This is a genomic window from Microbacterium sp. Ld4 (assembly GCF_045066555.1).
GTDB lineage: Bacteria > Actinomycetota > Actinomycetes > Actinomycetales > Microbacteriaceae > Microbacterium.
Genome location: NZ_JBISHE010000011.1, coordinates 140761 through 166468, shown reverse-complemented (window position 1 = coordinate 166468; position 25708 = coordinate 140761). Strand labels below are relative to the sequence as shown.

Annotated in this window: 27 protein-coding genes; 22 read left to right on the top strand and 5 right to left on the bottom strand. The window is 68.5% G+C overall.

Annotated elements, in window-relative coordinates:
• Nucleotides 1-4: 4 nt before the first annotated feature.
• The 12 genes from ACJJV7_RS08140 to ACJJV7_RS08085 all read left to right on the top strand — a co-directional run bounded on the left by ACJJV7_RS08140 (nt 5) and on the right by ACJJV7_RS08085 (nt 8639).
• The gene (locus ACJJV7_RS08140; RefSeq protein ID WP_405375818.1) at nt 5-235 is read left to right on the top strand and encodes an RNA-binding protein; all 231 of its coding nucleotides are present in this window, start codon (nt 5-7) and stop codon (nt 233-235) included.
• A 1-nt stretch (nt 236) separates the two neighbouring features.
• Nucleotides 237-863 carry a ribosome maturation factor RimM gene (rimM, locus tag ACJJV7_RS08135; protein WP_405375819.1) on the top strand — a complete coding sequence of 209 codons (627 nt, stop codon included), beginning with the start codon at nt 237-239 and terminating at the stop codon, nt 861-863.
• Nucleotide 864: 1 nt separating this feature from the next.
• The gene (trmD, locus tag ACJJV7_RS08130; RefSeq protein WP_405375821.1) at nt 865-1563 is read left to right on the top strand and encodes a tRNA (guanosine(37)-N1)-methyltransferase TrmD; all 699 of its coding nucleotides are present in this window, start codon (nt 865-867) and stop codon (nt 1561-1563) included.
• A gap of 51 nt (nt 1564-1614) precedes the next feature.
• Nucleotides 1615-2079: an MFS transporter permease gene (locus tag ACJJV7_RS08125; RefSeq protein ID WP_405375822.1), complete on the top strand. Its 465-nt coding sequence runs from the start codon at nt 1615-1617 to the stop codon at nt 2077-2079.
• A gap of 160 nt (nt 2080-2239) precedes the next feature.
• Nucleotides 2240-2587 (top strand): 50S ribosomal protein L19, encoded by a 348-nt coding sequence (gene rplS, locus ACJJV7_RS08120; protein WP_405376205.1) that lies wholly within the window; start codon nt 2240-2242, stop codon nt 2585-2587.
• A 151-nt stretch (nt 2588-2738) separates the two neighbouring features.
• Nucleotides 2739-3485, top strand: coding sequence for a signal peptidase I (lepB, locus tag ACJJV7_RS08115; RefSeq protein WP_405375824.1), 747 nt, complete (start codon nt 2739-2741; stop codon nt 3483-3485).
• Nucleotides 3482-4141: a ribonuclease HII gene (locus tag ACJJV7_RS08110; RefSeq protein ID WP_405375826.1), complete on the top strand. Its 660-nt coding sequence runs from the start codon at nt 3482-3484 to the stop codon at nt 4139-4141. Before lepB ends, ACJJV7_RS08110 begins: the two co-directional genes overlap by 4 nt.
• 12 nt (nt 4142-4153) lie before the next feature.
• Nucleotides 4154-4477 (top strand): DUF2469 family protein, encoded by a 324-nt coding sequence (locus ACJJV7_RS08105; protein WP_405375828.1) that lies wholly within the window; start codon nt 4154-4156, stop codon nt 4475-4477.
• A 91-nt stretch (nt 4478-4568) separates the two neighbouring features.
• Nucleotides 4569-4931, top strand: a complete 363-nt coding sequence (locus ACJJV7_RS08100) for a YraN family protein (RefSeq protein ID WP_405375830.1) — start codon at nt 4569-4571, stop codon at nt 4929-4931.
• A complete protein-coding gene (locus ACJJV7_RS08095; RefSeq protein ID WP_405375832.1) occupies nt 4928-6457 on the top strand; it encodes a YifB family Mg chelatase-like AAA ATPase in 1530 nt (509 codons plus the stop codon). Before ACJJV7_RS08100 ends, ACJJV7_RS08095 begins: the two co-directional genes overlap by 4 nt.
• A complete protein-coding gene (dprA, locus tag ACJJV7_RS08090) occupies nt 6454-7623 on the top strand; it encodes a DNA-processing protein DprA (protein ID WP_405375834.1) in 1170 nt (389 codons plus the stop codon). The genes ACJJV7_RS08095 and dprA overlap by 4 nt, the downstream gene beginning before the upstream one ends.
• A gap of 116 nt (nt 7624-7739) precedes the next feature.
• A complete protein-coding gene (locus ACJJV7_RS08085) occupies nt 7740-8639 on the top strand; it encodes a tyrosine recombinase XerC (RefSeq protein ID WP_405375836.1) in 900 nt (299 codons plus the stop codon).
• 14 nt (nt 8640-8653) lie between these two features.
• Here ACJJV7_RS08085 and ACJJV7_RS08080 read toward each other — a convergent pair whose 3' ends face one another.
• Nucleotides 8654-9157, bottom strand: a complete 504-nt coding sequence (locus ACJJV7_RS08080) for a peptidoglycan DD-metalloendopeptidase family protein (RefSeq protein WP_405375837.1) — start codon at nt 9155-9157, stop codon at nt 8654-8656.
• A gap of 275 nt (nt 9158-9432) precedes the next feature.
• Here ACJJV7_RS08080 and rpsB point away from each other — a divergent pair, with 275 nt between their 5' ends.
• From rpsB to ACJJV7_RS08040, 8 genes are all read left to right on the top strand, one after another.
• Complete coding sequence (gene rpsB / locus ACJJV7_RS08075) at nt 9433-10335, top strand: 30S ribosomal protein S2 (RefSeq protein ID WP_405375839.1); 903 nt, start codon at nt 9433-9435, stop codon at nt 10333-10335.
• 79 nt (nt 10336-10414) lie between these two features.
• Nucleotides 10415-11242 (top strand): translation elongation factor Ts, encoded by an 828-nt coding sequence (tsf, locus tag ACJJV7_RS08070; RefSeq protein WP_405375841.1) that lies wholly within the window; start codon nt 10415-10417, stop codon nt 11240-11242.
• 84 nt (nt 11243-11326) lie between these two features.
• Entirely contained in the window at nt 11327-12046 is a 720-nt protein-coding gene (pyrH, locus tag ACJJV7_RS08065; RefSeq protein ID WP_405375843.1) for a UMP kinase, read from the top strand.
• A 56-nt stretch (nt 12047-12102) separates the two neighbouring features.
• A complete protein-coding gene (gene frr, locus ACJJV7_RS08060) occupies nt 12103-12657 on the top strand; it encodes a ribosome recycling factor (protein WP_405375845.1) in 555 nt (184 codons plus the stop codon).
• Nucleotides 12658-12666: 9 nt separating this feature from the next.
• On the top strand, nt 12667-13698 hold the full coding sequence (locus ACJJV7_RS08055) for a phosphatidate cytidylyltransferase (protein WP_405375847.1): 1032 nt from the start codon (nt 12667-12669) through the stop codon (nt 13696-13698).
• Complete coding sequence (locus tag ACJJV7_RS08050) at nt 13695-14249, top strand: DivIVA domain-containing protein (RefSeq protein ID WP_405375849.1); 555 nt, start codon at nt 13695-13697, stop codon at nt 14247-14249. The genes ACJJV7_RS08055 and ACJJV7_RS08050 overlap by 4 nt, the downstream gene beginning before the upstream one ends.
• A gap of 48 nt (nt 14250-14297) precedes the next feature.
• Nucleotides 14298-15017 carry a lytic transglycosylase domain-containing protein gene (locus ACJJV7_RS08045; RefSeq protein WP_405375851.1) on the top strand — a complete coding sequence of 240 codons (720 nt, stop codon included), beginning with the start codon at nt 14298-14300 and terminating at the stop codon, nt 15015-15017.
• A 1-nt stretch (nt 15018) separates the two neighbouring features.
• Nucleotides 15019-15300, top strand: coding sequence for a hypothetical protein (locus tag ACJJV7_RS08040; protein ID WP_405375853.1), 282 nt, complete (start codon nt 15019-15021; stop codon nt 15298-15300).
• A gap of 21 nt (nt 15301-15321) precedes the next feature.
• Here the strand turns inward: ACJJV7_RS08040 and ACJJV7_RS08035 are convergent, their stop codons facing one another.
• Nucleotides 15322-16395, bottom strand: coding sequence for an AI-2E family transporter (locus ACJJV7_RS08035; RefSeq protein WP_405375855.1), 1074 nt, complete (start codon nt 16393-16395; stop codon nt 15322-15324).
• 164 nt (nt 16396-16559) lie between these two features.
• On the opposite strand from ACJJV7_RS08035, the gene ACJJV7_RS08030 reads away from it, so the two are divergent.
• On the top strand, nt 16560-18341 hold the full coding sequence (locus ACJJV7_RS08030) for a glycosyl transferase (protein ID WP_405375857.1): 1782 nt from the start codon (nt 16560-16562) through the stop codon (nt 18339-18341).
• Nucleotides 18338-19297 (top strand): tetratricopeptide repeat protein, encoded by a 960-nt coding sequence (locus ACJJV7_RS08025; protein ID WP_405375859.1) that lies wholly within the window; start codon nt 18338-18340, stop codon nt 19295-19297. The genes ACJJV7_RS08030 and ACJJV7_RS08025 overlap by 4 nt, the downstream gene beginning before the upstream one ends.
• Nucleotides 19298-19308: 11 nt before the next feature.
• Here the strand turns inward: ACJJV7_RS08025 and glgB are convergent, their stop codons facing one another.
• The 3 genes from glgB to glgX are packed head-to-tail and all read right to left on the bottom strand — an operon-like array spanning nt 19309 to nt 25664.
• Complete coding sequence (gene glgB / locus ACJJV7_RS08020) at nt 19309-21450, bottom strand: 1,4-alpha-glucan branching protein GlgB (RefSeq protein WP_405375860.1); 2142 nt, start codon at nt 21448-21450, stop codon at nt 19309-19311.
• A complete protein-coding gene (locus ACJJV7_RS08015) occupies nt 21447-23522 on the bottom strand; it encodes a maltotransferase domain-containing protein (protein WP_405375862.1) in 2076 nt (691 codons plus the stop codon). The genes glgB and ACJJV7_RS08015 overlap by 4 nt, the downstream gene beginning before the upstream one ends.
• A 45-nt stretch (nt 23523-23567) precedes the next feature.
• Nucleotides 23568-25664: a glycogen debranching protein GlgX gene (glgX, locus tag ACJJV7_RS08010; RefSeq protein WP_405375864.1), complete on the bottom strand. Its 2097-nt coding sequence runs from the start codon at nt 25662-25664 to the stop codon at nt 23568-23570.
• Nucleotides 25665-25708: the final 44 nt, after the last annotated feature.

The window sequence follows — 25708 nt, the reverse complement described above, 5'->3', positions numbered from 1 at the left end:
CACCTTGCTGGCCGCCGCGCTCGAGCACATCGTCAAGGGGATCGTCGATCACCCGGAGGATGTGACCATCCGCTCCAGCACCTCGCCGCGAGGCGACGTGCTGGAGGTGCGTGTGCACCCCGATGATCGGGGTCGCGTGATCGGGCGCGGCGGACGCACGGCAAAGGCGCTGCGAACGCTGGTGTCGGCCCTCGCCGACGGCAAGCGTGTGCGCGTCGACGTGGCGGACGACTGACATGTCCGCAGCGAAGCCCGCCCGCACGCAGCTCCGCGTCGGGCGACTGGTGAAGGCGCACGGCCTCAAGGGCGCGCTGAAGCTGGAGCTGTTCACAGACGACCCGGACGGGCGCTTCGTCCCCGGAGCCGTCTTCACCCTGCAGGTGCCGGAATCCTCGCCGTGGCACGGCAAGGCCGTCACGGTCCGCGAGTTCCGCTGGATGAACACGCACCCCGTGATCTTCCTCGAAGGCGTCGACGACCGCGAAGCAGCGGAATCGATCGTCCGGGCGATCCTCTGGCTCGATCAGGACGAGGCCGAGCAGTCGACCGAGGACGACGCATGGTTCGACCATCAACTCATCGGCCTCGACGTCGTTCGCGACGGCGCGGTCATCGGCACGGTCACCCGCATCGATCACTTCCCCTCGCAGGACCTCCTGAGCGTCCGGCTCGAGGGCGATGACGACCGCGAGGTCCTCGTCCCGTTCGTCAAGGCCATCGTCCCCGAGGTGGACATGACCGCCCGCCGCCTCATCGTCACGCCCCCCGCAGGGCTGTTCGAGGACATCGCCGGGGAGGACGACGCCCCCTCGGAGACCGTCGCTGCAGCATCCGACGCCGACGAGGACGCGACCGAGGCCTGACGTGCGCATCGACGTCGTCACGATCTTCCCCGCATTCTTCGACGTCCTCGAGGTGTCACTCCTCGGCAAGGCACGGGGCGCGGGGCTTCTCGACGTCCGCGTGCACGACCTTCGCGCGCACACCACCGACAGACACCGCACCGTCGACGACACGCCCTACGGCGGCGGCGCGGGCATGGTCATGAAGCCCGAGCCATGGGGCGACGCGCTCGACGACATCGTGTCGACGACTCCCGACGCCGCGCCCGGCCCGGTCATCATCTTTCCGTCGCCGGCTGGCGAACTCTTCACCCAGGCGACGGCTCGCGAGCTGAGCACCGAGCAGCACCTCGTCTTCGGGTGCGGCCGCTACGAGGGGATCGACGAGCGCGTGTTCTCGTACGCCGCCACCCTGGGAAGGGTGCGCCTCGTGAGCCTCGGCGATTACGTCCTCAATGGGGGAGAGGTGGCATCCATGGCGATGATCGAAGCCATCGGACGCCTCGTGCCCGGCGTGGTGGGAAACCCCGCGAGTCTCGTCGAGGAGTCGCACGAGGACGGGCTGCTCGAGTATCCCTCCTACACGAAACCGTCCTCCTGGCGCGGTCACGACGTGCCCGATGTGCTGCTGAGCGGCCATCACGGACGTGTCGCACAATGGCGCCGGGACCAGCAGGTCGAGCGGACGAAGGCGCGTCGCCCCGACCTGCTGCCGGACTGAGCGACGCTCGACCCTCAGCCCGTGCACGGGCGAGAGGCGTAGCATCGAAGCATGTGGCTGCGTCGCGCGTTCTTCCACTGGTTGGCTCCAGCATCCGTCGTGCTGCCGCTCTGGCTGCTGGTCGGGTGGATCGCATCGGATGCCGGCGGATGGGCCCTCATCTGGGTGCTCCTCATCGCTATGCCGTCGGTTCTCGTCGGCGAGCTCGTCCTCACGTTCCTCGTCCGAGCCCGAGGCACGGTTCGCCATAGCCGCGCCGTCTCGTGGCGGGATGTCGCAGGGTTCGGACTCTGGCACGTGCTGACGATCGCCGTCGGACTGTTCAACCAGCAGTGGTTCTGGCCTCTCCTGATCGCCGCCGTCGTCGTGTTCTTCGGCCTGTTCTGGCTGTCGCTGCGCCAGTTGCTGCAAGAGACCCAGCCCACGGCGATCCTGCGCCGATACACGGCCCCGGCGAGGACCGAGGCGCCTGCGCCCGTCGTGGTCATCGAAGAGGGTCAGCGCCGCAGGGATTAAGCGTTTTGTGCCGTCTCGGATTCGTGACAGAATGATTCTTCGTGCCCTGACACATCTCTGCCTCAGGGGAGCATGACGCCGCGTGCGGCGTCTCGGGCACCGCATCCTTTTTCCTCTTACTCTCGCGATCGACCTGTGGCGGTCGCAGGAAGTGACGATCATGCAGATCCTCGACTCCGTCGATGCGGCTTCGCTCCGCACCGACATCCCCGTCTTCAACGCTGGCGACAACGTGAAGGTCCACGTCAACATCACCGAGGGCAACCGCTCGCGCATCCAGGTCTTCCAGGGTGTCGTCATCGGCCGCTCGGGTGATGGCGTCCGCGAGACCTTCACCGTCCGCAAGATCAGCTTCCAGGTGGGCGTGGAGCGTACCTTCCCCGTGCACAGCCCCGTGATCGACCACATCGAGGTCGTCACCCGCGGTGACGTGCGTCGCGCGAAGCTGTACTACCTCCGCGACCTGCGCGGCAAGAAGGCCAAGATCAAGGAGAAGCGCGACCGCTGATCGCGTTCTCACGACGAACGCCCCGGAACCTCGGTTCCGGGGCGTTCGTCGTATCCGGGCATTCTCAGGGGTGTTCGCGGCCATTGCGCGGCCGGCGATGTGCGACCCTGGACTGTGGCCTCCGATGACCGGACGGCCGGTGAAGGACAGCATGACTTCGGACTCCCCGTCGCCCGACATCGACAGCGCGGCCGCTCCGCGCTCCCGTCGCGGCCCCTGGCTCTTCCTCCGGGACGTCCTCGTCATCTTGCTGGTGGCGATCCTCGTCTCGTTCCTGGTGAAGACGTTCCTGGTCCGCTCGTTCTACATCCCCTCGGGGTCGATGGAGAACACGCTCGTCCAGAACGATCGCATCCTCGTCGACGAGCTCACGCCCCGATTCGGCGCGTACGAGCGGGGGGATGTCGTCGTGTTCAAGGACCCCGGCGGCTGGTTGCCCGGATCGTACGACCCGCCCCTGCCCCCGTTGACGGCCGCCCTCGATTGGATGGGCTCGCTGATCGGACTCTCGGCGTCCGACAGCGACGAGCATCTGGTCAAGCGCGTGATCGGGCTCCCCGGCGATCGCGTGGTGTGCTGCAACCCGCTGGGCCAGGTGACCATCAATGACGTCCCCATCGACGAGCGCGACTACGTGAAGCTCAACGACTCGCAGACGGCCCCGCGCGAGCTCGACTACGACGTCACCGTGCCCGATGGGTCGGTCTGGGTCCTCGGCGACAACCGGGACAACTCGCAGGACTCGAGATTCCACCAGGATCAGCCGGGCGGCGGGTTCGTCCCCATCGAGAACATCGTCGGACGCGCGTTCCTCAAGATGTGGCCGCTCGACCGCTTCGGCGGCATCGATTCGCATCATGAGGCCTTCAACGGCGTCCCGGCCTCACCGGAGCGATGAGTCCGGCAACGCCGAAGCTCACCCTGGAGCGCCGCCTCCTCCGCGAGCACGCGCTGGTGATCGCGTGCGACGAGGTGGGTCGGGGTGCTCTCGCCGGCCCCGTCGCCGTGGGAGCGACCGTCGCGGATGCTGCGCTCAGTCGTCGTCGAGTCCTGGAGGGCCTGCGCGATTCGAAGCTGATCGTCGAGCACCGCCGCGCCGATGTGGCAGAGCGCGCGCGGTCCTGGGTTCCCGCCAGCGCGGTGGGATGGGCCAGCGCGGCGGAGGTGGACGACGTCGGGATCATCCGGGCGCTCGGGCTTGCGGCGGTGCGTGCGATCGAGTCTCTCCGCACAGCAGGTGTCGACGTCGATGCGGCGATCGTGATCCTCGATGGCAATCACGACTACATCACACCGGTGTCGCGAATCGGGCGGGGGGTGCGTCCCATCGTGAAAGCGGACCGCAACTGCGCGTCGGCCGCAGCGGCATCCGTCATCGCGAAGGTCGCGCGCGACGAGTACATGATCGAGTTGCACGGCGGCACACCGCAGTACGGCTGGGAGCGCAACAAGGGGTATGCGAGCGCCCACCACCGCGCCGCCATCAGCGAACACGGGCTCAGCGAACATCATCGAGCCTCGTGGGCGATCACCGGAGCGCCGACGCTCTTCTAGGATGGAAGCACCATGGATGACGAAGTCTTCGAGGATTACGACCGTGAGCTCGAGCTGGCTCTGTACAAGGAGTACCGCGACGTCGTCGGGCAGTTCCAGTACGTGATCGAGACCGAGCGCCGCTTCTACCTCGCGAACGAGGTGAACGTCGTGCGCCGGGACACCGAGCACGATTTCTACTTCGAGATCTCCATGACCGATGTGTGGGTGTGGGACATCTACCGCGCCGATCGCTTCGTGAAGTCGGTCCGTGTCCTGACATTCAAAGACGTGAACGTCGAAGAGCTGCAGCGCCGGGACTTCCAGATCCCTGACGAGCTCTCCCTCGACGGCTGACGACTTCTCCCCAGCATCCGCGCATCCTCGGGTGCGCACACGCTGGTCCTGAACGGGTCCGGCGGGGAGGAGAGCCCGCCACGCTGTCGGCATGGCAGCGAAAGACGACCTCGGCCGTGCGGGCGAACGCCGCGCCGAGGCATATCTCCGATCCTCGGGTTACGACGTGCTCGACAGGAACTGGCGTTGTCCCGAGGGTGAGATCGACCTCGTCGCGGTCCGAGGAGGCGACCTCGTCATCGTCGAGGTGAAGACGCGGCGGTCCACGGGCTACGGGCATCCCTTCTCGGCGGTCGACGCGCGCAAACGGGACCGGCTCTGGCGGCTCGCGGGGGCCTGGAGCCGAGCGCACCCGGAACGGGCGCGAGGTCGGCGCCTGCGCCTGGATGTCATCGGCGTCACGGGCGGCGAGCCCGCCACAGCTCTCGTCGAGCACCTCGAGGACCTGCGATGAGCGTGAGCAGGACGTGGTCGGTCGTGTTGACCGGCCTTGTGGGCGACCTGGTCGAGGTGGAGGCCGATCTGTCGAACCAGGTGCCGGGCTTCTCGATCATCGGCTTGGCGGACAAGGCCGTGGGCGAAGCGCAGCAACGCGTGCACAACGCCTGTGCGAACAGCGACCTGCCGCTTCCCCGGCGCCACGTGACGGTGAACCTCTCACCCGCGAACCTGCCCAAGCGCGGCACCGGTCTCGACGTCGCGGTCGCCATCGCGGCGGTCGCCACCGAGATGCCTCTCGACAGCGCGTCCCTCGCGCAGACCGTGCATCTGGGGGAGTTGGGTCTCGACGGGCGACTTCGACCCGTGCCGGGCGTCCTGCCCGCGGTCCTGGCGGCTGCCCGGGCCGGCATCCGCCGTGTGATCGTGCCCTACGCCAACGCCGACGAGGCGTCCCTCGTCGAGGGGATCGAGGTGCGCGGCGCGATCAGTCTCCGCGATGTCGCACGCCTCCACGGCGTGGACGTGCCGGAGACCGTCCTCGACCCGGTTCCCATGGGAGGCCTCGGCCCGGGGGCGACGGCGGCGCCCGCGCCGGAGCTGGCGGATGTGATCGGACAGCGCGACGCGGTGGACGCTCTGGTGGTCGCGGCCGCGGGCGGCCATCACGTGCTCATGAGCGGCCCGCCGGGCGCGGGTAAGACGATGCTGGCCCGGAGGCTGCCGGGAATTCTTCCCGACTTGGACGACGAGACGGCGCTTCAGGTGGCCTCGATCCGCTCGCTGTCGGGGATGCCCGTCGACACCCTCCCGCGGACGCCGCCCTTCGAAGCGCCCCACCACACGGCGAGTGCCACCTCGTTGATCGGAGGTGGCAGCCGCACGGTCCTGCCCGGGGCGATCGCTCGTGCGAGCGGGGGAGTGCTGTTCCTCGACGAGGCCGGAGAGTTCGGTTCGCACACTCTCGATGCTCTCCGGCAGCCGCTGGAAAACGGCGAGATCGAGATCCATCGCGCAGGATTCCGTGCGACGTTTCCGACCCGTTTCCAGCTCGTCCTCGCCACGAATCCGTGCCCGTGCGGCAATTACGGGCTACCCGGAGGCGCCTGCTCCTGCCCGTCGCTCGCGATCCGCCGGTATCTCGGCAAGCTCACCGGTCCGTTGGTGGATCGGATCGACATGGAGCTCGGCCTTCACCGCGTGTCGGTCGCCGCTTCAGTCGACGCGAGCCGCACCACCACGGCGGATGCGCGCGAACGGGTGCTCGACGCGCGAGAACGTGCTCGGCGGCGGCTCGCAGACACTCCCTGGCGCACCAACGCAGCCGTCGCAGGCGAATGGCTTCGCAGCGGACCGATGCGCCCGGAACCGGTGGTCAGGCGTCCACTCGACCACGCGCTGCAGCGCGGGCGGCTCACTCTGCGCGGGTACGACCGCGTGCTGCGGGTGGCGTGGTCGATCGCAGACCTCGATCGTCGCTCGCGTCTCTCGGTCGATGACATCGGGCGGGCTCTCTTCCTCAAGCGCGGGGTGTCTTCGTGAGCGACGACGTCGACATCATGCGCGCACGGCTGAGTGGTCTCGTCGATCCCGCGATCCTCGACGACCCGGCGCAGCTCGCCCTCCGGCATGCCGCTGCCGTGTGGTCGTGCCTCACGGAACCGGGCGATGGGATCGCGGGCACACTGGTCGACGCGCTCGGAGCCGTTCACGCGCTCACCGTGGCACTCACCGAACCCGGCGATCGTGATCTGCAGGACTCCACGCTCAATGCGGCCCGCCGGCGATGGATGCCACGGGTCGGAGGGCTGGACGACGCGTTCGAGCGCGCCCGCCTCAGCGGCGTGCGTCTGGTCACGTCGGACGACGACGACTGGCCGGCGGGGCTTTCGGATCTCGGCGCGCACGCTCCTCGGTGCCTCTGGGTGCGAGGCGACGTCCGATCGATCGGAAGCGAGCGATCATGCGTGGCTCTCGTCGGGGCGCGCGCTGCGACATCGTATGGGGAGCACGTGGCGTCGGAGTTCTCGGCCGCCTTGGCCGGCGATGGCATCACCGTCGTGTCCGGCGGCGCATACGGGATCGACGGGATGGCGCATCGCGCGGCGCTCGCGACGGGCGGACCCACGCTGGCCTTCCTCGCGGGCGGTGTCGACCGCCCGTACCCCGCCGGGCACGACGACCTGTTGCGCCGCGTCGCCGAGTCGGGTGGCGCGATCGCCGCCGAGGTGCCCTGCGGCACCACGCCCACGAAATGGCGCTTCCTTCAGCGCAACCGGCTCATCGCCGCGTCGACCCACGCCACTGTGGTCATCGAGGCCGGATGGCGGAGCGGGTCGCTCAACACCGCGGGTCACGCTGCCGCGCTCGGGCGCCCTCTCGGCGCCGTGCCGGGACCCGTGACGAGTGCGGCATCGGCGGGATGCCACCGGCTCTTTCGGGAGTTCGGCGCGCAGTGCGTCACCACACCGGACGAGGTGCGGGAGCTCATCGGCTTCGACCGCGAGCGGGGTTCGGGCTCCGCAGCTGCCGGGCGCACCGACGACCGCACCCGTCTGCTCGACGCGCTCAGCCGCCGGACGCCGCGGTCCACGGAGGAGATCGCGCGACGGGCAGGCTTCGATCCCGGCGTCGCGAAGGCGATGCTCGGCGTCCTCGAGCTCGAAGGAGGGGTGCGCCGGCACGCCGACGGGTGGACAAGGATCTGAGGGGGCGCGCTGCGTCACGGAAGCGTTCGTCCGGGCGCCCTCTGCGCGCCTGCGGAGAACGCCACGAACGGCGAGGGATGCCGGTCGCCACCCGCGGACCGAGGCATCCTGGTGTCATGCGGATGGCGGAGGCGGTCGAGGCGTACGCCGAGCACCTCACCCGCGTGCGCCGGCTCTCCGCGGCGACGGTTCGCGCATACCGCTCCGACCTCGCCGATCTGGTCCGCGAGACCGGCGACGCGGACGTCGCTGCGCTGACGATCGACGAGCTCCGCGACTGGCTGTGGACCGCGACCCAGCGAGGCATCTCGCGTGCGACGCTCGCGCGTCGGGTGGCGACAGCTCGCGGATTCTTCGCCTGGGCGCACGAGAACGCGCACATCCCGGGTGATCCCTCGCTCCGGCTGGTGACGCCCGCACGGGGGCGGACTCTCCCGACCGTGGCGACGGCGACAGTCGTGGCCGACCTGTTCGACGGCATCCGCGCCACGGCCGCCGAATCCGGCGATCCGGTGCTGCTCCGGGACGCCGCGATGCTGGAGCTGCTCTACGGCGCCGCCCTCCGTGTGTCCGAACTCTGCAGCCTCGACCGTGCCGGTATCGATCGCGTGGCGTCGGTGGTCCGCGTCCTCGGCAAGGGTGCGAAGGAACGCGTCGTCCCTTTCGGTGCGCCTGCGGCACGGGCGATCGATGCCTACCTCATCCGGGCGCGGCCCGTGCTCGCCGGCGAGAGATCCGGAGACGCGATGTTCCTCGGTGCTCGCGGGGGCCGCATGGGAGTGCGGGCGGTGTACGAGATCGTGGCGCGTAACCTCGGCCCAGCGGTGGGCGCGGAGACCGTGGGGCCGCACGCACTCCGGCACTCGGCGGCGACCCACCTCCTCGACGGCGGAGCCGATCTCCGGGCGGTTCAGGAGATCCTCGGCCATGCGAGTCTTGGAACGACGCAGATCTACACCCACGTCTCCAACGAACGTCTCGCCGCCGCCTACCGTCAGGCTCATCCGCGCGCCTGACGGCCATGGAGAGCTCAGCAGCAGGGCAGCAGGATCGCTCTGGGTACTCGGCCCACGAGGGTCAGCGGATTCACGTACTCCCCGTCACGGCGCACTCCCACATGCACGGTCCCGGCCTCCGCGTGCCCGCCGAGGCCGATCGTCCCGATGACGTCACCGGCCACGACCACCTCGCCGACACCGACCGACGGCTCCACCGGTTCGACGCTCGTCACCCATCCGCCGCCGTGGTCGATCGTCACCACGCCGCGGTCGACGACGGTGCCCGCGAAGGCGATCGTTCCCGCTGCTGCGGCGCGCACGGCGTTCCCGGATGCCGGAGCGATGTCGACCCCACGGTGCCCGGGGCCATAGGCGTGAGCGGGTGCGCGGAACTCTTCCACCACCGTCCCGTCGACCGGAAGTCGCCACGGCTCGGGGGCGGGCCTCCCGGCATTCGCCGGTGACGCGGTGGCGACGACGAGCACCACGATCGTGCACCCGAGTGCGGACGCCAGACGCGAGCGGGTTCTGGTCATGATTCCCACTGTGCGCATCCAGGGGCCAGCCCCGGCGCACGGCGTGCGGACCGGTGGATGGCGAGGCCGCGGGGGCGATGGGGGAGAGGTCCCGGTATTGCTACACTGGAGGAGCACCTCGCTCGTCGGGGTGACTACGCGCGCCCAGAGCGGACCCATTCGGAGTCCGCGGCATCCCATCCTCAGGTCTCCTCACGGAGTGGATGGCTGTCGGGCGCCAGGCTCGCCGTGACCTCCGGTCCGGCGCGATCAACCAAAAGAACAGGAGAACGGCCATGGCCGTCGTCACCATTCGCCAGCTGCTCGACAGCGGCGTCCACTTCGGACACCAGACCCGCCGGTGGAACCCGAAGGTCAAGCGCTTCATCCTGACGGAGCGCAGTGGCATCCACATCATCGACCTGCAGCAGTCGCTCGGGTACATCGATAAGGCGTACGAGTACGTCCGTGAGACCGTTGCCCACGGTGGCACCGTCCTCTTCGTCGGTACCAAGAAGCAGGCTCAGGAAGTCATCGCAGAGCAGGCGACGCGCGTCGGCCAGCCCTTCGTGAACCAGCGCTGGCTCGGTGGCCTCCTCACGAACTTCTCGACCGTCTCCAAGCGTCTCGCGCGCATGAAGGAGCTCGAGGAGCTCGACTTCGAGAACCCCGCCGAGAGCGGCTTCACGAAGAAGGAGCTGCTGCTCAAGAAGCGCGAGCTCGACAAGCTCCACAAGTCGCTCGGTGGTATCCGCAACCTCACCAAGACGCCTTCGGCCATCTGGATCGTCGACGCCAAGCGCGAGCACCTCGCGATCAGCGAGGCCCAGAAGCTCGGCATCCCCGTGATCGGCATCCTCGACACGAACGCCGACCCGGACGAGTTCCAGTTCCCGATCCCGGGCAACGACGACGCGATCCGCTCGGTCGGTCTGCTGACGCGCATCATCGCCGACGCCGCCGCCGAGGGCCTCATCCAGCGTCACAACCCGACCGACGAGTCGGCTGCAGCTGAGCCCCTCGCCGACTGGGAGCGCGAGCTGCTCGAGTCCGCCCCCGCCGAGGACGCGGCCGCGACCGACGCGCCCGCCGAGACCGAGGCACCCGCCGAGGATGCAGCCCCCGCCGAGGATGCCGCTCCCGCCGAGGATGCAGCCCCCGCCGAGGCTCCGGCCGACGAGGCCAAGTCCGCAGAGTAATCCCACGTCCGGTCGCCCTGGCATCACCGGGGCGACCGGAACCGGATCATCACCACTGAAAACTGAGGAGCCGCCACCCATGGCAAACTTCACCATCGCCGATATCAAGGCGCTGCGCGAGCAGCTCGGCACGGGAATGGTCGACACGAAGAAGGCGCTCGAGGAAGCCGACGGCAACCTTGAGAAGGCCGTCGATATCCTTCGACTCAAGGGCGCGAAGGGCAACGCGAAGCGCGCTGACCGTTCGACCAGCGAGGGCCTCGTCGCCGCTCACGAGCAGCCCGGCGCCGTCACGCTCATCGAGCTGAACGCCGAGACCGACTTCGTCGCGAAGAACGACCGCTTCATCGCCCTGTCCGAGAAGGTCCTCGCCGCGGCATCCGCAGCGCGTGCCGACTCCGCCGAGGCCGCCCTCGCCGCCGGCGCAGACGGAAAGTCTGTCGCAGACCTCATCTCCGACGAGGCCGCGATCATCGGCGAGAAGGTCGTCCTGCGCCGCGTCCGCACCATCACGGGCGACGCGTTCCAGATCTACCTGCACAAGACCAGCAAGGACCTCCCCGCGCAGGTCGGCGTCGTCGTCGCCTACACGGGTGACGACGCCGAGACGGCTCGCTCGATCGCCCAGCACATCTCGTTCGCGAACCCGACGTACCTGTCGCGCGACGAGGTGCCCGCTGCCGAGGTCGACAAGGAGCGTGAGATCGTCACCGAGATCTCCCGCAACGAGGGCAAGCCCGAAGCCGCTCTGCCGAAGATCGTCGAAGGTCGCGTGGGGGCGTTCTTCAAGCAGGTCGCCCTGCTCGATCAGGACTACGCGAAGGACAACAAGCTGTCCGTCGCCAAGGTCGCCGCGGACGCGGGCATCACCATCACCGGCTTCGCCCGCTTCAAGGTCGGCGCGTAAGTCATCTGAAAAGGGGTTCGCATCATGGATGCGAACCCCTTTTCCGTGCCATTGGATAGTCTTCAGCAGACGAGAGGATCCCACGTGATCAGTGAGAACACCGGACGCCGACGCGTCCTCCTGAAATTGTCCGGAGAGGCGTTCGGCGCCGGACAGCTCGGGGTCAACCCCGACGTGGTGAGCCAGATGGCGCGCGAGATCGCTGCGGCGGTCGACCGGGTCGAGATCGCCGTCGTGGTGGGCGGCGGGAACTTCTTCCGCGGCGCGGAGCTCAGCCAGCGCGGGATGGACCGCGGTCGTGCCGACTACATGGGCATGCTCGGCACCGTCATGAACGCTTTGGCCCTCCAGGACTTCCTCGAGCAGGCGGGCGCAGCGACACGCGTGCAGTCGGCGATCTCGATGACCCAGGTCGCGGAGCCCTACATCCCGCGTCGCGCGGAGCGTCACCTCGAGAAGGGGCGCGTCGTCATCTTCGGTGCCGGCGCGGGACTCCCGTATTTCTCCACCGACACCGTCGCCGCACAGCGGGCGCTCGAGATCGGCGCTGTCGAGGTCCTCGTCGCCAAGAATGGTGTCGACGGCGTCTACACGGCCGACCCGAAGAAGGACCCGTCCGCAGTGAAGATCGATCACATCACGTACCAGGACGCGCTTCAGCGCGGACTGAAGGTGGTGGATTCGACGGCGTTCAGCCTCTGCATGGACAACAGCATGGACATGCGCGTGTTCGGCATGGAGCCCGCAGGCAATGTCACCCGCGCGCTCCTCGGCGAATCGATGGGCACGCTCGTCAGCGTCTGAGGTCCGCTCCTCAGCCGCACTAGACTTGACCGGACGTACCGACGAATGGAGTGACCGTGATCGCCGACACCCTGGCTGACACGAAGACCCGCATGGACCGTGCCGTGGAGGCAGCGAAAGAAGACTTCGCTACTGTTCGGACCGGCCGTGCGAACCCTCAGATGTTCCAGAAGGTGCTGGTCGACTACTACGGCACGGCGACCCCCCTCGCGCAGTTGGCATCCATGAGCGCGCCGGAGGCCCGGACGCTCGTCATCACGCCGTACGACAAGTCGGCGCTGAAGGCCATCGAGCAGGCCGTGCGCGACATGCCCAACCTCGGCGCCAACCCGACGAACGACGGCAACCTCGTGCGCGTAACGATGCCGGAGTTGACGGCGGACCGTCGCAAGGAGTACGTCAAGCTGGTACGGACGAAGGCCGAGGACGCGAAGGTGCACGTCCGTGGCATCCGCCGCAAGTCGAAGGACGAGCTCGACGCGCTGAAGGGTGAGGTCAGCGACGATGACCTCGCTCGTGCCGAGAAGGAGCTCGACGCGGTCACCAAGACGCACGTCGACCTGATCGACGAGGCGTTGAAGCGCAAAGAGGCAGAGCTCCTCGAGGTCTGAGAACCGACCATGAGCGAAGAAGGATCGGGCATCCCTCCGACGCCTGATACTCCGTCCCGACGGTCGTCGATCAGGAGATCGTCCGACGGCGCGGCGGATTCATCGACGTTCCAGGTGCACGTCCGGGCTGCCCGGAGTGAGTTCGAGCATCAGATCGAGCGTGCGCGCGTCGAATTCGAAGAGGCCAACGAGCGCATCAACGCTCGCTCGGGCCGAAATCTCTTCATGGCGATCCTCATCGGCGTCGGCATCGGCGGCCTGGTTCTCGGAACTCTCCTCTTCTGGAAGTGGGCGTTCATCGCCTTCGCGGTGCCGCTCTGCGTGCTCGGAATCGTCGAGTTCGTCAGGGCGCTGCAGACCGGAGGCCGCCGCGTCGACCTGGCTGCCCAGCTGACGGCAGGCGCGCTCATCCTCGCGGCGGCCTTCGCCGGCTACCTCACGCACTGGCTCGTGACCTTCGCGGCTGTCATCCTGGTCGTGATCTGGCGCCTGATCGCGCAGATGTCGGCCCGTGATGGCCGCAGCTACGGCGATGTGGTCTCGGACGTCCTGGTCGCCGGTCTCGTGCCGCTGTACGTCGCCTTCCACGGCAGCCTCACCCTCGTCATCCTCCGTCAGGAGCATGGTGAGCTGTGGCTTCTCGCCCTCCTCATCGTCGCGGTGTCGGTCGACACCGGCGCCTACGCCAGCGGAATCGCCTTCGGGCGTCACCCGATGGCGCCGCGCATCAGTCCCAACAAGACGTGGGAGGGCTTCGCCGGTGCAGCTCTTGTGAGCGTCGTCGCGGGGGCTCTCCTCGCCGTCCTCATGCTGCAGATCCCGATCTGGGCCGGTGTGGTGTTCGGCGCCGCGATCCTGGTCTCGGCAACCATCGGCGATCTCGGCGAGTCTCTGATCAAGCGTGACCTCGGCATCAAAGACATGAGCTCGTTCCTCCCCGGCCATGGGGGAGTCCTCGACCGGCTCGACTCGATCCTTCCGTCCACGGTTCCGGGCCTCGCCCTGTTCTTCCTCTTCTCCCCGATGAGCGCACTCGCATGACCGATCCCACACGACCCGCCTTCCCTCTCGTCTCCGGCCGCCGTCGTGGCTACCAGCCCGAACAGGTGGATGCGTTCCTGGCAGGCGCACGCGCCGCGTTCGAGGAGCAGTCCGACACCGTCAGCGCTGCCGACATCCGGGCTGCGGGGTTCCCGATGGTCCGGGCAGGCTACGCCGTGGGTCCGGTCGATGCGGCGCTTGCGCGCATCGAGGATGCCTTCGCCCAGCGCGAGCGCGCCGACGCACTGTCCCGCAAAGGCGCTCGGGCCTGGGTGGGGCGCTCACGCACGCTGGCGCAGGAGATCCTCGACCGTCTCTCGCGCCCGAAGCGCCGAAAGTTCACGCGGGTGTCTCCGCTGCGTTTCGGCTATCGGATCGACGAAGTCGACATCGTCGCGGCACGGATCGCGCGATACCTCGAAGATGGCGACGGCCTCTCCATCGAGCAGGTTCGCACGGTCGCCTTCCGCATGCAGCTCGGTGGCTACGACGAGGCGCAGGTCGACGCCGTCCTCGACGCCGTCGTCGATGTGATGCTCGCGGTCGGCTGAGATGGCGGTCGAGGTACGGGGTGCTCCGGCAGTAGGATCGGTCGCACTGTGACTCACGGGAACGAGCTTCTGCGCACGAGCGCGGAGCTCCGTCCATCCGCTGCCCGGCGGCATCCGGCGCCTGCGCCGCGGTGGTCGCGTCGGCGCGGCGTGGTGGGTGTGTTCGCGGCTGTCGCCAGCGCCGCATTCGTCGCGGCGTACGTGCTGCCCCTGACCTCGGTCACACCTCCGGCTCAGGCGGCCGAGCTCGATCCCCTGTCTCTCTACGCGACGGCCATCGTCGATGCGCAGATCTACAACGCTGACGACGCTGTCGTGGTCCGTCTCGAGCGCGACACCGATTACAGCGTGTATGTGAAGCCGAAGCCGACGCCCACACCTACCCCGCCGACGAGCGCGGGTTCGAGCGGCACATCGTCCGGGGGATCCTCCGAGCGCTGGTCGCCGCCGTTCGTCAGCCCCGATCCGGGCAGCGCCCAGGCGATTGCGTACACCATGGTCACCGCCCGGGGTTGGGGCGACGGCGAGTTCGCGTGTCTCGTGGCGCTGTGGAAGAAGGAGTCGGGGTGGCGTGTGAACGCCTACAACGCCTCGAGCGGGGCGTACGGCATCCCGCAGTCCCTCCCGGGTCGGAAGATGGCCTCGGCCGGAGCCGACTGGGAGACGAACCCCGCCACGCAGATCACGTGGGGACTCGGGTACATCTCGGGTCGCTACGGAAGCCCGTGCGGGGCGTGGGAGAAGTCTCAGCGCTCCGGCTGGTACTGACGTGCCCCGCTCGAACCGGCGCCGTCCCGAGCCGGCGGACGATTCACTGGACCGCCTCCTCAGCGGGTGGAAACGGTCCGAGACGCGTCGGGGAGGCGAGTGGACGGTTCAACCGATCTCGGCTGCTCAGGCGCGAAAAGCGTACGTGTGCCCTGGATGCGCACGCACGATCCCCGTCGGCACCGCGCACGTCGTGGTGTGGCGCGCTGACGGCGTGATGGGCGATGCCGCCGACCTCGCGGCGAGACGCCATTGGCACCGCGCGTGCTGGGCGATCGCCTGACCCTTCCGCGCGGGTGCCGGGTCAGAGCTCGTTCTGACGGGGGATCACGACCTGGCGATAGATGATCAGGATGCTGGCCGCGACCGGGATCGCGACGAGTGCGCCGAGGAGCTGACCGAGCGCAGCACCGGCGAGGGCGGCGATGACGACGACCGCGCCGGGCACCGACACCGCGCGGCTCATGATGCGCGGCGACAGGAAGTAGGCCTCGATCTGCATGTAGACGAGGTACCAGATCAGCGCGACGAGCGCGGTCAGCGGGGAGGCGAGTCCGAGGCACGCGAGGACGATGATGGCCGAGCCGGTCAGCGTTCCGACGAGCGGGATGAGCGAGAAGAAGAACGCCACGACCGCGAGCACCGCCGGGAACGGTGCGCCGATGATCGTGAGGAACACGGCGCTCAGGATGCCGTTGATGGCGCCGAGCGACACCTGCCCCATGACGTAGAAGCCGACGGATGCCGTGATCTGCTCGGACAGGTCGATGAAGCGTTCGCGCTTCGAGGCCGGTACGAGCTGGTACACCGACCGCTTGAGCGAGCGCATCGATGCGGTGAAGTAGATCGTGAGGATCGTCACGATGATCGCGCCGGTCGCGAACGCGGCGATGCCGGCACCGAGCGACAGCAGGCCGGTTCCGACGTTGCTGCTGATGACGCCGAAGTTGAGCGAGTTCCACCAGTCGTTCACGTAGCCGAGGACCAGGTCGACCTGCAGCAGGGGGAAGGTCTCGGCGAGCCAGTCACGGCCCGCGTTGACCGGGTTCCACTCACCGTCGACCGCGCTCTGGACCAGCTTCTGGATCTGGCTGATCAGTTCGGCGATCTGCCCGGTCAGGATCGGGACGACCGCGAGCACCAGACCGGTTCCGACGGCGAGCAGCAGCGCGAAGGTGATCAGGAGAGCGCCCCACCGGGGGAGTCCGCGTCGTTCGAACCAGGTCACGGCGGGGTCGAGGCCGAGCGCGAGGAAGAGCGCGGTGCCGATGTAGAGCAGCACGGTGGAGAGCGTCTCCACACCGGCGAGGATGAGGATTCCGGCCCCGACGCCGAGTGTGGCGATCAGTGCGGTGCGGAACGGGTGCTGGATCTTCACGGGGGCCTTCCGACGGGGAGTCTGGCACTCACCCTAGTCATCGGCCGGGCTTTCACCCGACAGCGGCACCCCTCCCACGCGATTGCCAGAACCGTTCGCTAGGCTGGAACGTCGATGGATCGCCCCCGACAGGCGGTCTCCGGTTCGAGAGAGGGTGTCGATTCGTGCGTTTCGTGTGGGCGATCGTCGCCTTCGTCCTGGCCACCGTGATGATCGGCGGCGGCATCGCGCAGCGGACGATCTTCCAGGCTCCCGAGACGGAGACCCTGACGATGGACACCGCGGCCTCCGCGCCTTACGTCCTGGTGGACGGTTCGGTCTTCGCCAGTCATCCCGGTGCACAGACTCTCCGGGTGGAGGGCGACCCCGGCGTCTTCGCCGCATACGCCCGCACCACCGATCTGACGGCATGGCTGTCGGCATCCGACTTCACGAGGGTGACAGTCGACGCTCAGGGCACCCCGGAGGTGGAGGACGTCGCGGCGGTCGCGCCCGCGGACGGCGAGGAGCGCGAAGCGCTCAGCCCTGCCGGATCCGATCTCTGGTTGGACGAGTTCCAGCAGGAGGGCGACCTCGCTACGACTCTGCAGCTCCCGGACGACACGAGCGTCCTGCTCGCGACCGACGGCACTGCTGCTGCTCCCTCGTCTTTCACCGTCTCGTGGCCGACCGGTGCGACGACCCCGTGGGCCGGCCCGCTCCTCGTGGGCGGAGGCGTGATGCTGTTCATCGGAGCGGTCCTGTACGTCCTCGCCCTGCGACACGTGCGCCGCTCGCGCGGCCCCCGACGGAAGGGCCTGCCCATGCCGGTCACCGAACCGATCACCGTGGCGATCGAAGGATCTGACAAGGGCGTCATCTCATCGACCCCGCCCCGTCGCCGTCTCTCCGCCGGTCGGCGATCGCTCCTTGTCGCACCGGCCCTCATGGTGTCCGCAGGCCTTCTGGCGGGCTGCGCGCCCGATGCCTGGCCCGATCTCGGCGCGTCACCGTCTCCCAGTCCCACGGAGAGCGTGCTCGTCCCGGAGGGTCAGGGCGCCCCGGCCGTCACCGAAACGCAGGCTGAGCGCATCCTCGACCGCATCAGCAAGACCGTCGCATCCGCCGATGAGAAGGCCGACGCCACTACCGCCGCCACCCGCCTCGCGGGTCCGGCACTGGCGGAGCGGAAGATCAACTACCGGCTGCAGGACGAGATCGACGACCAGGAACCCCTCGCGCCCATTCCGGCCGGCAAACTCACGGCGTTCCTCCCGCAGGCCCAGGACGGCTGGCCGCGGATGTTCCTCGCCGTGGTCGAGGAGTCTGACGGCGCGGCGACGGTCATGACCGTGACCCAGGCCGACGCGTGGTCTGACTACAAGCTGTCGTACCTCTCGAGTCTCCGCGCCGATGCCAGCATGAATCTCGCTGCGCCCTACGTCGGCGCAGTTGCGGTGGAACCGAACTCCCCGTTCCTCGTCATGGCTCCGGAAGAGGTCGCGCCCGCATATGCCGACCTTCTCAACAAGGGCGACGAGAGCGAGTTCGCCTCGATGTTCGACGAGGAGACCGACCCCTTCCGTGCTCAGGTCGCCGACAAGCGTGCGGAACTGCTCAAGAACTTCAACAAGACGGGCGAGAAGACCGGCAAGGTCTCGTTCCGAGCGACTCCGGGATCGACCGATCCGCTCTCACTCGTCACGCTCGACAGCGGCGCGATCGTCGCGGTGACCGTCGTCGAGAATGAAACCGTGGTTCCGACCAACGACGACGCCGTCATCAAGCTCGGCAACAACGTCGTCGTGAAGGCGCTGTCGGGCGTCAGTCAGTCCAGCACAGGCTTCCAGACGCGCTATTCAGACCAGCTGTACTTCTTCGTGCCCGCCCAGGGCTCCAACGACCCGATCCAGCTGATCGCGTCGCGTTCCAACATCCTCGATGCCAAGGTGGTCGAAAAAGAGTGAGCACTCCCGCACCCGGAGCCGTCATGCGCGGCGCTGTCGATCTGTCCAGCCTCCGCTCCCGTGGTCAGAGCCCGGCACCGACCGCCGGCGGAACTCCCGGGCGCCCTGGCGCCGAGAATGCCGCGCCCGCCACAGGAGCGCCGCCCCTGGTTTTCGACGTCACAGAAGCAGACTTCGGCCAGGTTCTCGAGCTCTCCCGTACCGTCCCGGTCGTCGTCGACCTCCGCGCGGAGTGGGCCGAACCGAGCGTCCAGCTGAGCCCGGTCCTCGAGAAGGTCGTGACGGAGTTCGGGGGACGACTCGTCCTCGCCCGCATCGACGTCGATGCGAGCCCGCAGCTCGCGCAGAGCTTCCGGGCGCAGTCGATCCCGCTCGTCGTCGGTCTGATCGCCGGTCAGCCCGTTCAGCTGTTCAGCGGCGCCGTTCCGGAAGCTCAGCTGCGCGAGGTGCTCGGCAAGCTCCTCGAACTCGCCGCTGGCCAGGGAGTGACGGGAAGTGTACCCACCGGTGCTGATCCGGCCGCGGCGCCGGTCGAGGAGACCTTTCCTCCGCTTCACCAGGAGGCCTTCGACGCCATCGAGCGCGGCGACTATGCCGCCGCGGCGGAGGCCTATGAGAAGGCGCTCGGCGAGAACGCCCGCGACGAGGACGCCCGCTCGGGCCTCGCGCAGGTGCGCCTGTTGGCTCGTGTGCAGCCTCTCGACCTGGCCTCAGCGCGCGAGGCGGCGGCATCCGCCCCCGGGGATGTCGATGCGCAGTTCGCCGTGGCAGACCTCGACCTCGCCGGCGGCCATGTCGAGGACGCCTTCACGCGTCTCCTCGACCTGTTCGCGGGGATGCCGGCCGACGAGCGAGCGCCGGTCCGCGAGCGTCTGCTCGAACTGTTCGGCGTGGTCGGCGACACCGACCCGCGCGTTCTTCGCGCGCGGGGTCGGCTCGCCAGCCTGCTTTTCTGAGTCGGCGGCGCTCAGCCGTCGTTTCGGTGTCGCAGCCAGAGGACACCGAGCGGCGGCAGCACGAGGCGCGCGTTGCCGCTCGCGTCGGCCTGCACTCCGCCGAAGTTGCCCACGCCGGAGCCTCCGAATTCCGTGGCGTCGCTGTTGAAGATCTCACCCCAGGCACCGCCGTGGGGGAGAGTCACCTCGACGTCGTGGATCGGGGACCCCGAGAAGTTGCACAGGACGGCCACCGTGCCGCCGTCGCCGTCTTCGCGCGCGAAGGCGAGGATGTTCCCATTCGGCGTGTGCGGGAAGACCCGCGAGAAGGCGGAGCCGTCGCTGTCACGAGCCCACAGCGGTGACTCGGCGCGGTAGGTGGTGTTGAGCGACGCCACGAAGTGCTGAAGCTGCGCGTGCGCGGGCTGGTCGAGCATCCACCAGTCGAGGCCACGGCCCTCCGACCACTCGGACATCTGACCGAACTCCTGCCCCATGAACAGGAGCTGCTTGCCGGGATGACCCCACATGTAGGCCAGGAAGGCACGCATGTTGGCCAACTGCTGCCAGTGGTCTCCCGGCATCCGGGTGAACAGCGACCCCTTGCCGTGGACGACCTCGTCGTGACTGATCGGCAGGACGAAGTTCTCCGTGAACGCGTAGACGAACGAGAAGGAGAGCTCGCCCTCGTGGTGCGCACGGTAGAGCGGATCCCGCGACATGTACTGGAGGGAGTCGTTCATCCAGCCCATGTTCCACTTGAAGCCGAAGCCGAGGCCGCCGGCGCTGGTCGGCGCGGTCACACCCGGATAGCTGGTGGACTCCTCCGCGATCATCGCGATGCCCGGATAGTTCTTGTAGGCGGTCGCGTTGACCTCCTGCAGGAAGCGGATCGCCTCGAGGTTCTCACGGCCGCCGTGGATGTTCGGCTCCCATTCGCCCTCGTTGCGCGAGTAGTCGAGATAGAGCATGGATGCCACGGCGTCGACGCGAAGTCCGTCGACGTGGAACTCCTCGAACCAGTACAGCGCGTTCGCGACGAGGAAGTTTCGAACCTCGTTACGGCCGTAGTCGAAGATGTACGTGCCCCAGTCGCGGTGCTCGCCCCGGCGAGGATCGGGGTGCTCGTAGAGGGGAACACCGTCGAATCGGGCGAGCGCGAAGGCATCCTTCGGGAAATGTCCCGGGACCCAGTCCATGATGACGCCGATGCCGGCCTGGTGGAGGCGGTCGATGAGATAGCGCAGCTCGTCGGGGGTTCCGAACCTGCTCGTCGGCGCGTAGTACCCGCTCACCTGGTATCCCCACGATCCGCCGAACGGGTGCTCGGAGAGGGGGAGGAACTCGATGTGCGTGAACGCCTGAGCCGTGACGTAGTCGACGAGGGCATCGGCGGCCTCGACATAGCCGAGGCCCGGCCGCCACGAGCCGAGGTGGAGCTCGTACGTGGACATGGGACGGTCGTGCAGTGAGCTCGAGGCACGGTCGGCCATCCACTCGTCATCGCGCCACGTGTAGTCGCTCTGGGTGACGACGGATGCCGTCGCGGGCGGCACCTCGGCGCGTCGCGCCATGGGGTCGGCCTTCATGATCCACTGGCCGTCGGCGGTGAGGATCTCGAACTTGTACGCGGATCCGATGCCGATGCCGGGTACGAAGAGCTCCCAGATGCCGCTCGACCCGAGCGAGCGCATGGCGTGCTGTGCTCCGTCCCACCCGTTCAGGTCGCCGACGACGCGCACGGCCTTCGCGTTCGGCGCCCAGACGGCGAACGAGACGCCGCTGAGCGCGTCATAGCTGCGCAGGTGCGCACCGAGGACCGTCCAGAGCCGTTCGTGGCGGCCCTCCCGGATCAGGTGGAGATCCATGTCGCCGAGGGTGGGCAGGTGACGATAGGGGTCGTCGACGCGGTAGTCGGGCGAGCCCTCATAGGTCGCGACGATGTCGTACGCGTCGGGCCGGGTAGCGGTCTCGCCCTCCCAGATGCCGTTGCGGACGTGTGCGAGTTCGATGCGGGAGCCGTCGGAGACGACCGCGGTGACCGACTGCGCGAAGGGGCGCCGGGCGCGGACCACCCACCCCTCGGCGGTCTCGTGGGGCCCGAGCACGTCGTGCGGTGCGTGGTAGGCGCCGTCACCGACGGCGTCGAGGATGTGGTCGTCGATGCGGATCATGCGCGCGCCTTTACGGAGAGGATGTGAACCGGCTCGACGAAGGCATCGAGACGGACGAAGTTGTGCTCGTTCCAGATCCAGCGCGCACCCGACAGGAGGTCCTCGACCTCGTAGTCGTGGCCGCGCGGAAGGCCCCAGGCCTCGGAATCGATGTGGACGATGCTCTCGCGGGAGGAGTGCGGGTCGAGGTTCACGACCACGATCACCGTGTCGGCGTCTTCGGTGGGGGAGACGGCTGCGGGGAGGTGCTTGACGTACGCGAGGATCGCGTCGTCGTCGCTGCCCTGGGCGGTGAACCCCCGGAGCTGGCGGAGGGCGGGATGCGCCCGCCGGATCTCGTTCAGCCGGCGGAGGTAGGGGGCGAGGGAGTTGCCCGAGCTCTCTGCGGCGTCCCAATCGCGGAACTTGTACTCGTACTTCTCGTTGTCGATGTTCTCCTCGGACCCCGGGCGTGCGACATTCTCGAAGAGCTCGTACCCGGCGTAGACGCCGTAGCTGGCCCCCGCGGTGGCCGCGATCGCCGCGCGGATCTTGTAGGCCGGACGTCCGCCGAACTGCAGGTACTCGGTGAGGATGTCGGGGGTGTTCACGAACAGGTTCGGCCGCATGAAGTCGGCCGTCTCATCGGACACCGAACCGAGGAACTCCTCGAGTTCCTCCTTCGTGTTCCGCCACGTGAAGTACGAGTAGCTCTGCTGGAACCCGGCCTGTGCGAGCGCCTGCATCGGCGCGGGGCGGGTGAAGGCCTCGGCGAGGAAGACGACGTCGGGGAACTCGTCGCCCACCGTCCGGATGAGCCATTCCCAGAACTGCAGCGGCTTGGTGTGAGGGTTGTCGACGCGGAAGATGTTCACGCCCTGCGCGATCCAGTGACGCACGATGCGCAGCACCTCGGCGCGGATCCCATCGGGGTCGTTGTCGAAGTTGACCGGGTAGATGTCCTGGTACTTCTTCGGCGGGTTCTCCGCGTAGGCGATCGAACCGTCCGGGAGGGTCGTGAACCACTCCGGGTGGGCGCTCACCCACGGGTGGTCGGGCGCTGCCTGGAGCGCGAGGTCGAGCGCGACCTCGAGGCCCTGAGCGGATGCTTCGGCCACGAAGGCGCGGAAGTCCTCGAGGGTCCCGAGATCGGGGTGCACAGCATCGTGGCCACCGGCGGACGACCCGATCGCCCAGGGAGAGCCGGGGTCGCCGGGAGCGGGCGTGAGGCTGTTGTTGGGGCCCTTTCGGTTCACTTCGCCGATCGGGTGGATCGGGGGGAGGTAGATCACGTCGAAGCCCATTCCCGCCACTCCCGCCAGTCTCTTGGCGGCGGTCCGGAAAGTGCCGCTCTGGACGGTTCCGTCCTCACGACGGGTGGCCCCCTCGGAGCGGGGGAAGAACTCGTACCAGGCGCCGACGCCGGCCCGTTCCCGTTCGACGAGCAGCGTCTGCTCCTCGTGGACCGACGCGACGGAGGCGACGGGCCGGTCGGCGAAGGCGCGCGCGATCGCGGCGTCGCGGACGATGCCCAGGGCCTCGTCGTCGCCGACCGATTCCGTGCGAAGCTGCCGCGCGGCCGCGGCGAGCATCGTCCTCTCCGCTGCCGGGCGCGAACGCTCGGCCGCCGCGATCTCGAACAGGCGGGCTCCGGTCTCGCGCATGAGCGCAGCGTCGACGCCGGCGGCGATCTTCAGATCGGCGGCGTGCGCCCAGGTCGCGTAGTCATCGGCGAACGTCTCGAAGCGGAACTTCCACGTGCCCTGCTCGAGCAGCGCGACGGTGACCCGCCACCGGTCGAAACCGTCGCCGAGAGGGCTCAGCCGGTGCAGCGATGCCGCCCCGGTGGGAGAGGTGAGCCGGAGATGCACACCGATGCTGTCGTGTCCCTCTCGGAACGCCGTCACGGTGAAGGGCACGGCCTCGCCGACGTGCGCGGAAGGACGGAATCTCCCGTTCGGCACACTCGGACGGTGCGATGTCGCCGGGAGACGGGCGCTTCGCGTCGTCGGGTCCTTCCGAACGGCTTTCGCCGGGCGGAGCGGGATCTCGGCGGTGCTGCGGACAGTTGGCTGATGCGTCGTGATGGCCACGTCTCGAACCTACGGCACCGCCCCGAAGCCGGAAACCGGCTTGACTTATGCGGCCTCGACCACCTTGAACAGGTGCATAGCCGTTCCCGGCATCCGGATCACGTCCTCGGGTGCGTGCATCGTCTCGGTGAGGACCGGGCGCTCGTCGGCGCTCGACCAGAGCGAGATGAATCCCGTCACGCCCGGCAGGAGGGGCAGCGAGACGTCCAGGGGGGTCTCGCGACCGTGCACGATCAGGAGGATCCTGTTGGCGTCCTCCTCCTCGGGCGTCGATCGGGCGTCGTACTGCAGCGTGCGATGCGCGGCATCCGTCCAGCGCTCGACGGACATCGTCTCGCCGTTCTCGTCGTACCAGTCGATCACCGAGGCGCTCGGCACCTCGAGGTCCTTCACCGCGAAGCGGACGGGCCGGAGCGCCGGGTTCTCCTTCCGGAGCCGGGTGAGCCGCGCCACGTGTGCCGCGAGATCCTCCTGCCAGGCCTCGTGCTGCCAGGTCAGCCAGGTCAGGCTCGAATCGTGGCAGTAGGCGTTGTTGTTGCCGCGCTGCGTGCGGCCGTACTCGTCGCCCGCCGTGAGCATCGGCACGCCGGCAGACAGCAGGAGCGTCCCGAGGAGGTTCCGCATCGCCTTCCGCCGGGTCGCCAGCACACCGGCGTCGTCGACCTGACCCTCGGCGCCGTGGTTGAAGGAGCGGTTCGTGTCGGCCCCGTCGCGGCCGTTCTCCCCGTTGGCCTCGTTGTGCTTGACGTCGTACGAGACGAGGTCGTGAAGGGTGAACCCGTCGTGCGCCGTGATGAAGTTCACGCCCGCGAGCGGTCCGCGTTCGGCGGAGAACGTGTTGGCGGAGCCCGCCAGGCGGTGCGCGAACCCTCCGATGCCGACGGGGGTGATGTCGGCACGCCGCGCGTAGTCGATGTCGCTCAGCCAGAAGTTGCGCACGCGATCGCGGTAGCGGTCGTTCCACTCGCTCCAGCCCTCGCCGAAGTTGCCCGTCTGCCAGCCGCCCATGCCCACGTCCCACGGCTCGGCGATCATCTTCACGCCGGCCAGCACGGGATCCTCCGCGATCGCGCGGATCAGCGGATGCTCGGGGGTGAACTCATGCGCCTCATCCCGCCCGAGGACCGGGGCCAGATCGAACCGGAACCCGTCGACCTGCACCTCTTCGGCCCAGTACCGGAGCGAGTCGAGAACGAGGCGCGAGACGGCCGGCTCGGCGGTGTTCACCGCGTTTCCGCAGCCGGTCACATCGATGTAGGTGCCGTCGCCTTGCTGCCGGTAGTAGGCCCGGTTGTCGAGGCCGCGAAGGCTCGATCGCGGTTCGCCGAAGCCCTGCTCGGAGGTGTGGTTGTAGACCACGTCGAGGATCACCTCGATCCCCGCTTCGTGCAGGAGCTTGACCATGCCCTTGAACTCTCGGAGGACGGCGTCGGGTCCGGACGCCTGCGCCGCAGCGCTCGCGTAGGGCGCGTGGGGAGAGAAGAACCCGACGGAGTTGTATCCCCAGTAGTTGGTGAGTCCCAGATGGAGGAGGCGGGGTTCGCTCTCGAACGCATGCACCGGGAGCAGCTCGAGCGCCGTGATTCCGAGCGAGCGGTAGTGCTCGATCATGGCGGGGTGCGCGGCGCCGGCGTAGGTGCCGTGCAGTGCCGCCGGCACGTCCGGGTGCCGTTTGGTGAGCCCCTTCACGTGCGCCTCGTAGATGACGGTCCGGTCGAGCGCGGTCGACGGCTTCGCGACGCCCGCCCAGTCGAACGAGGTGTCGACCACGGCGGACCGCCACGAGCCGAGACCCGGCATGACGAGGCCGCGCGCGTAGGGATCGATGAGGAGTGTCGCGGGATTGAAGGTCATCCCCGGACCGTGCGGGCCCGCGACGCGCACGCTGTAGCGGGTCCCGACGGCGAGGGAGGGCGTCGTGATCTCCCACACGCCCTCGCCACGGGGTGCGAGCGGGACGATCTCCACGATCCAGTCGAGGTCGCTCTCGTCGAAGACGACCAGTTCCATGGCCTCGGCGTGCGCGGACCAGACCCGCAGGGTGCCCACGCCGTCGTGCAGACGGATGCCGAGATCGTCGAGTCCGGGGGAGTGGAGGTCGGCGGCGCGGGGCGTGAGCGGTGGGACCCGCGTGATTTCCATGCGCTCTAGAGTAGTGAGGCGGATGATGACGGCCGACGGGGGGA

Excerpts from the sequence above, each read along its gene's own strand:
- rimM (WP_405375819.1), top strand. The coding sequence starts at position 237 with ATGTCCGCAGCGAAGCCCGCCCGCACGCAGCTCCGCGTCGGGCGACTG.
- ACJJV7_RS08125 (WP_405375822.1), top strand. The coding sequence starts at position 1,615 with ATGTGGCTGCGTCGCGCGTTCTTCCACTGGTTGGCTCCAGCATCCGTC.
- rplS (WP_405376205.1), top strand. The coding sequence starts at position 2,240 with ATGCAGATCCTCGACTCCGTCGATGCGGCTTCGCTCCGCACCGACATC.
- lepB (WP_405375824.1), top strand. The coding sequence starts at position 2,739 with ATGACTTCGGACTCCCCGTCGCCCGACATCGACAGCGCGGCCGCTCCG.
- ACJJV7_RS08110 (WP_405375826.1), top strand. The coding sequence starts at position 3,482 with ATGAGTCCGGCAACGCCGAAGCTCACCCTGGAGCGCCGCCTCCTCCGC.
- ACJJV7_RS08105 (WP_405375828.1), top strand. The coding sequence starts at position 4,154 with ATGGATGACGAAGTCTTCGAGGATTACGACCGTGAGCTCGAGCTGGCT.
- ACJJV7_RS08100 (WP_405375830.1), top strand. The coding sequence starts at position 4,569 with ATGGCAGCGAAAGACGACCTCGGCCGTGCGGGCGAACGCCGCGCCGAG.
- ACJJV7_RS08095 (WP_405375832.1), top strand. The coding sequence starts at position 4,928 with ATGAGCGTGAGCAGGACGTGGTCGGTCGTGTTGACCGGCCTTGTGGGC.
- ACJJV7_RS08085 (WP_405375836.1), top strand. The coding sequence starts at position 7,740 with ATGCGGATGGCGGAGGCGGTCGAGGCGTACGCCGAGCACCTCACCCGC.
- ACJJV7_RS08080 (WP_405375837.1), bottom strand. The coding sequence starts at position 9,157 with ATGACCAGAACCCGCTCGCGTCTGGCGTCCGCACTCGGGTGCACGATC.
- rpsB (WP_405375839.1), top strand. The coding sequence starts at position 9,433 with ATGGCCGTCGTCACCATTCGCCAGCTGCTCGACAGCGGCGTCCACTTC.
- tsf (WP_405375841.1), top strand. The coding sequence starts at position 10,415 with ATGGCAAACTTCACCATCGCCGATATCAAGGCGCTGCGCGAGCAGCTC.
- ACJJV7_RS08055 (WP_405375847.1), top strand. The coding sequence starts at position 12,667 with ATGAGCGAAGAAGGATCGGGCATCCCTCCGACGCCTGATACTCCGTCC.
- ACJJV7_RS08050 (WP_405375849.1), top strand. The coding sequence starts at position 13,695 with ATGACCGATCCCACACGACCCGCCTTCCCTCTCGTCTCCGGCCGCCGT.
- glgB (WP_405375860.1), bottom strand. The coding sequence starts at position 21,450 with ATGATCCGCATCGACGACCACATCCTCGACGCCGTCGGTGACGGCGCC.
- glgX (WP_405375864.1), bottom strand. The coding sequence starts at position 25,664 with ATGGAAATCACGCGGGTCCCACCGCTCACGCCCCGCGCCGCCGACCTC.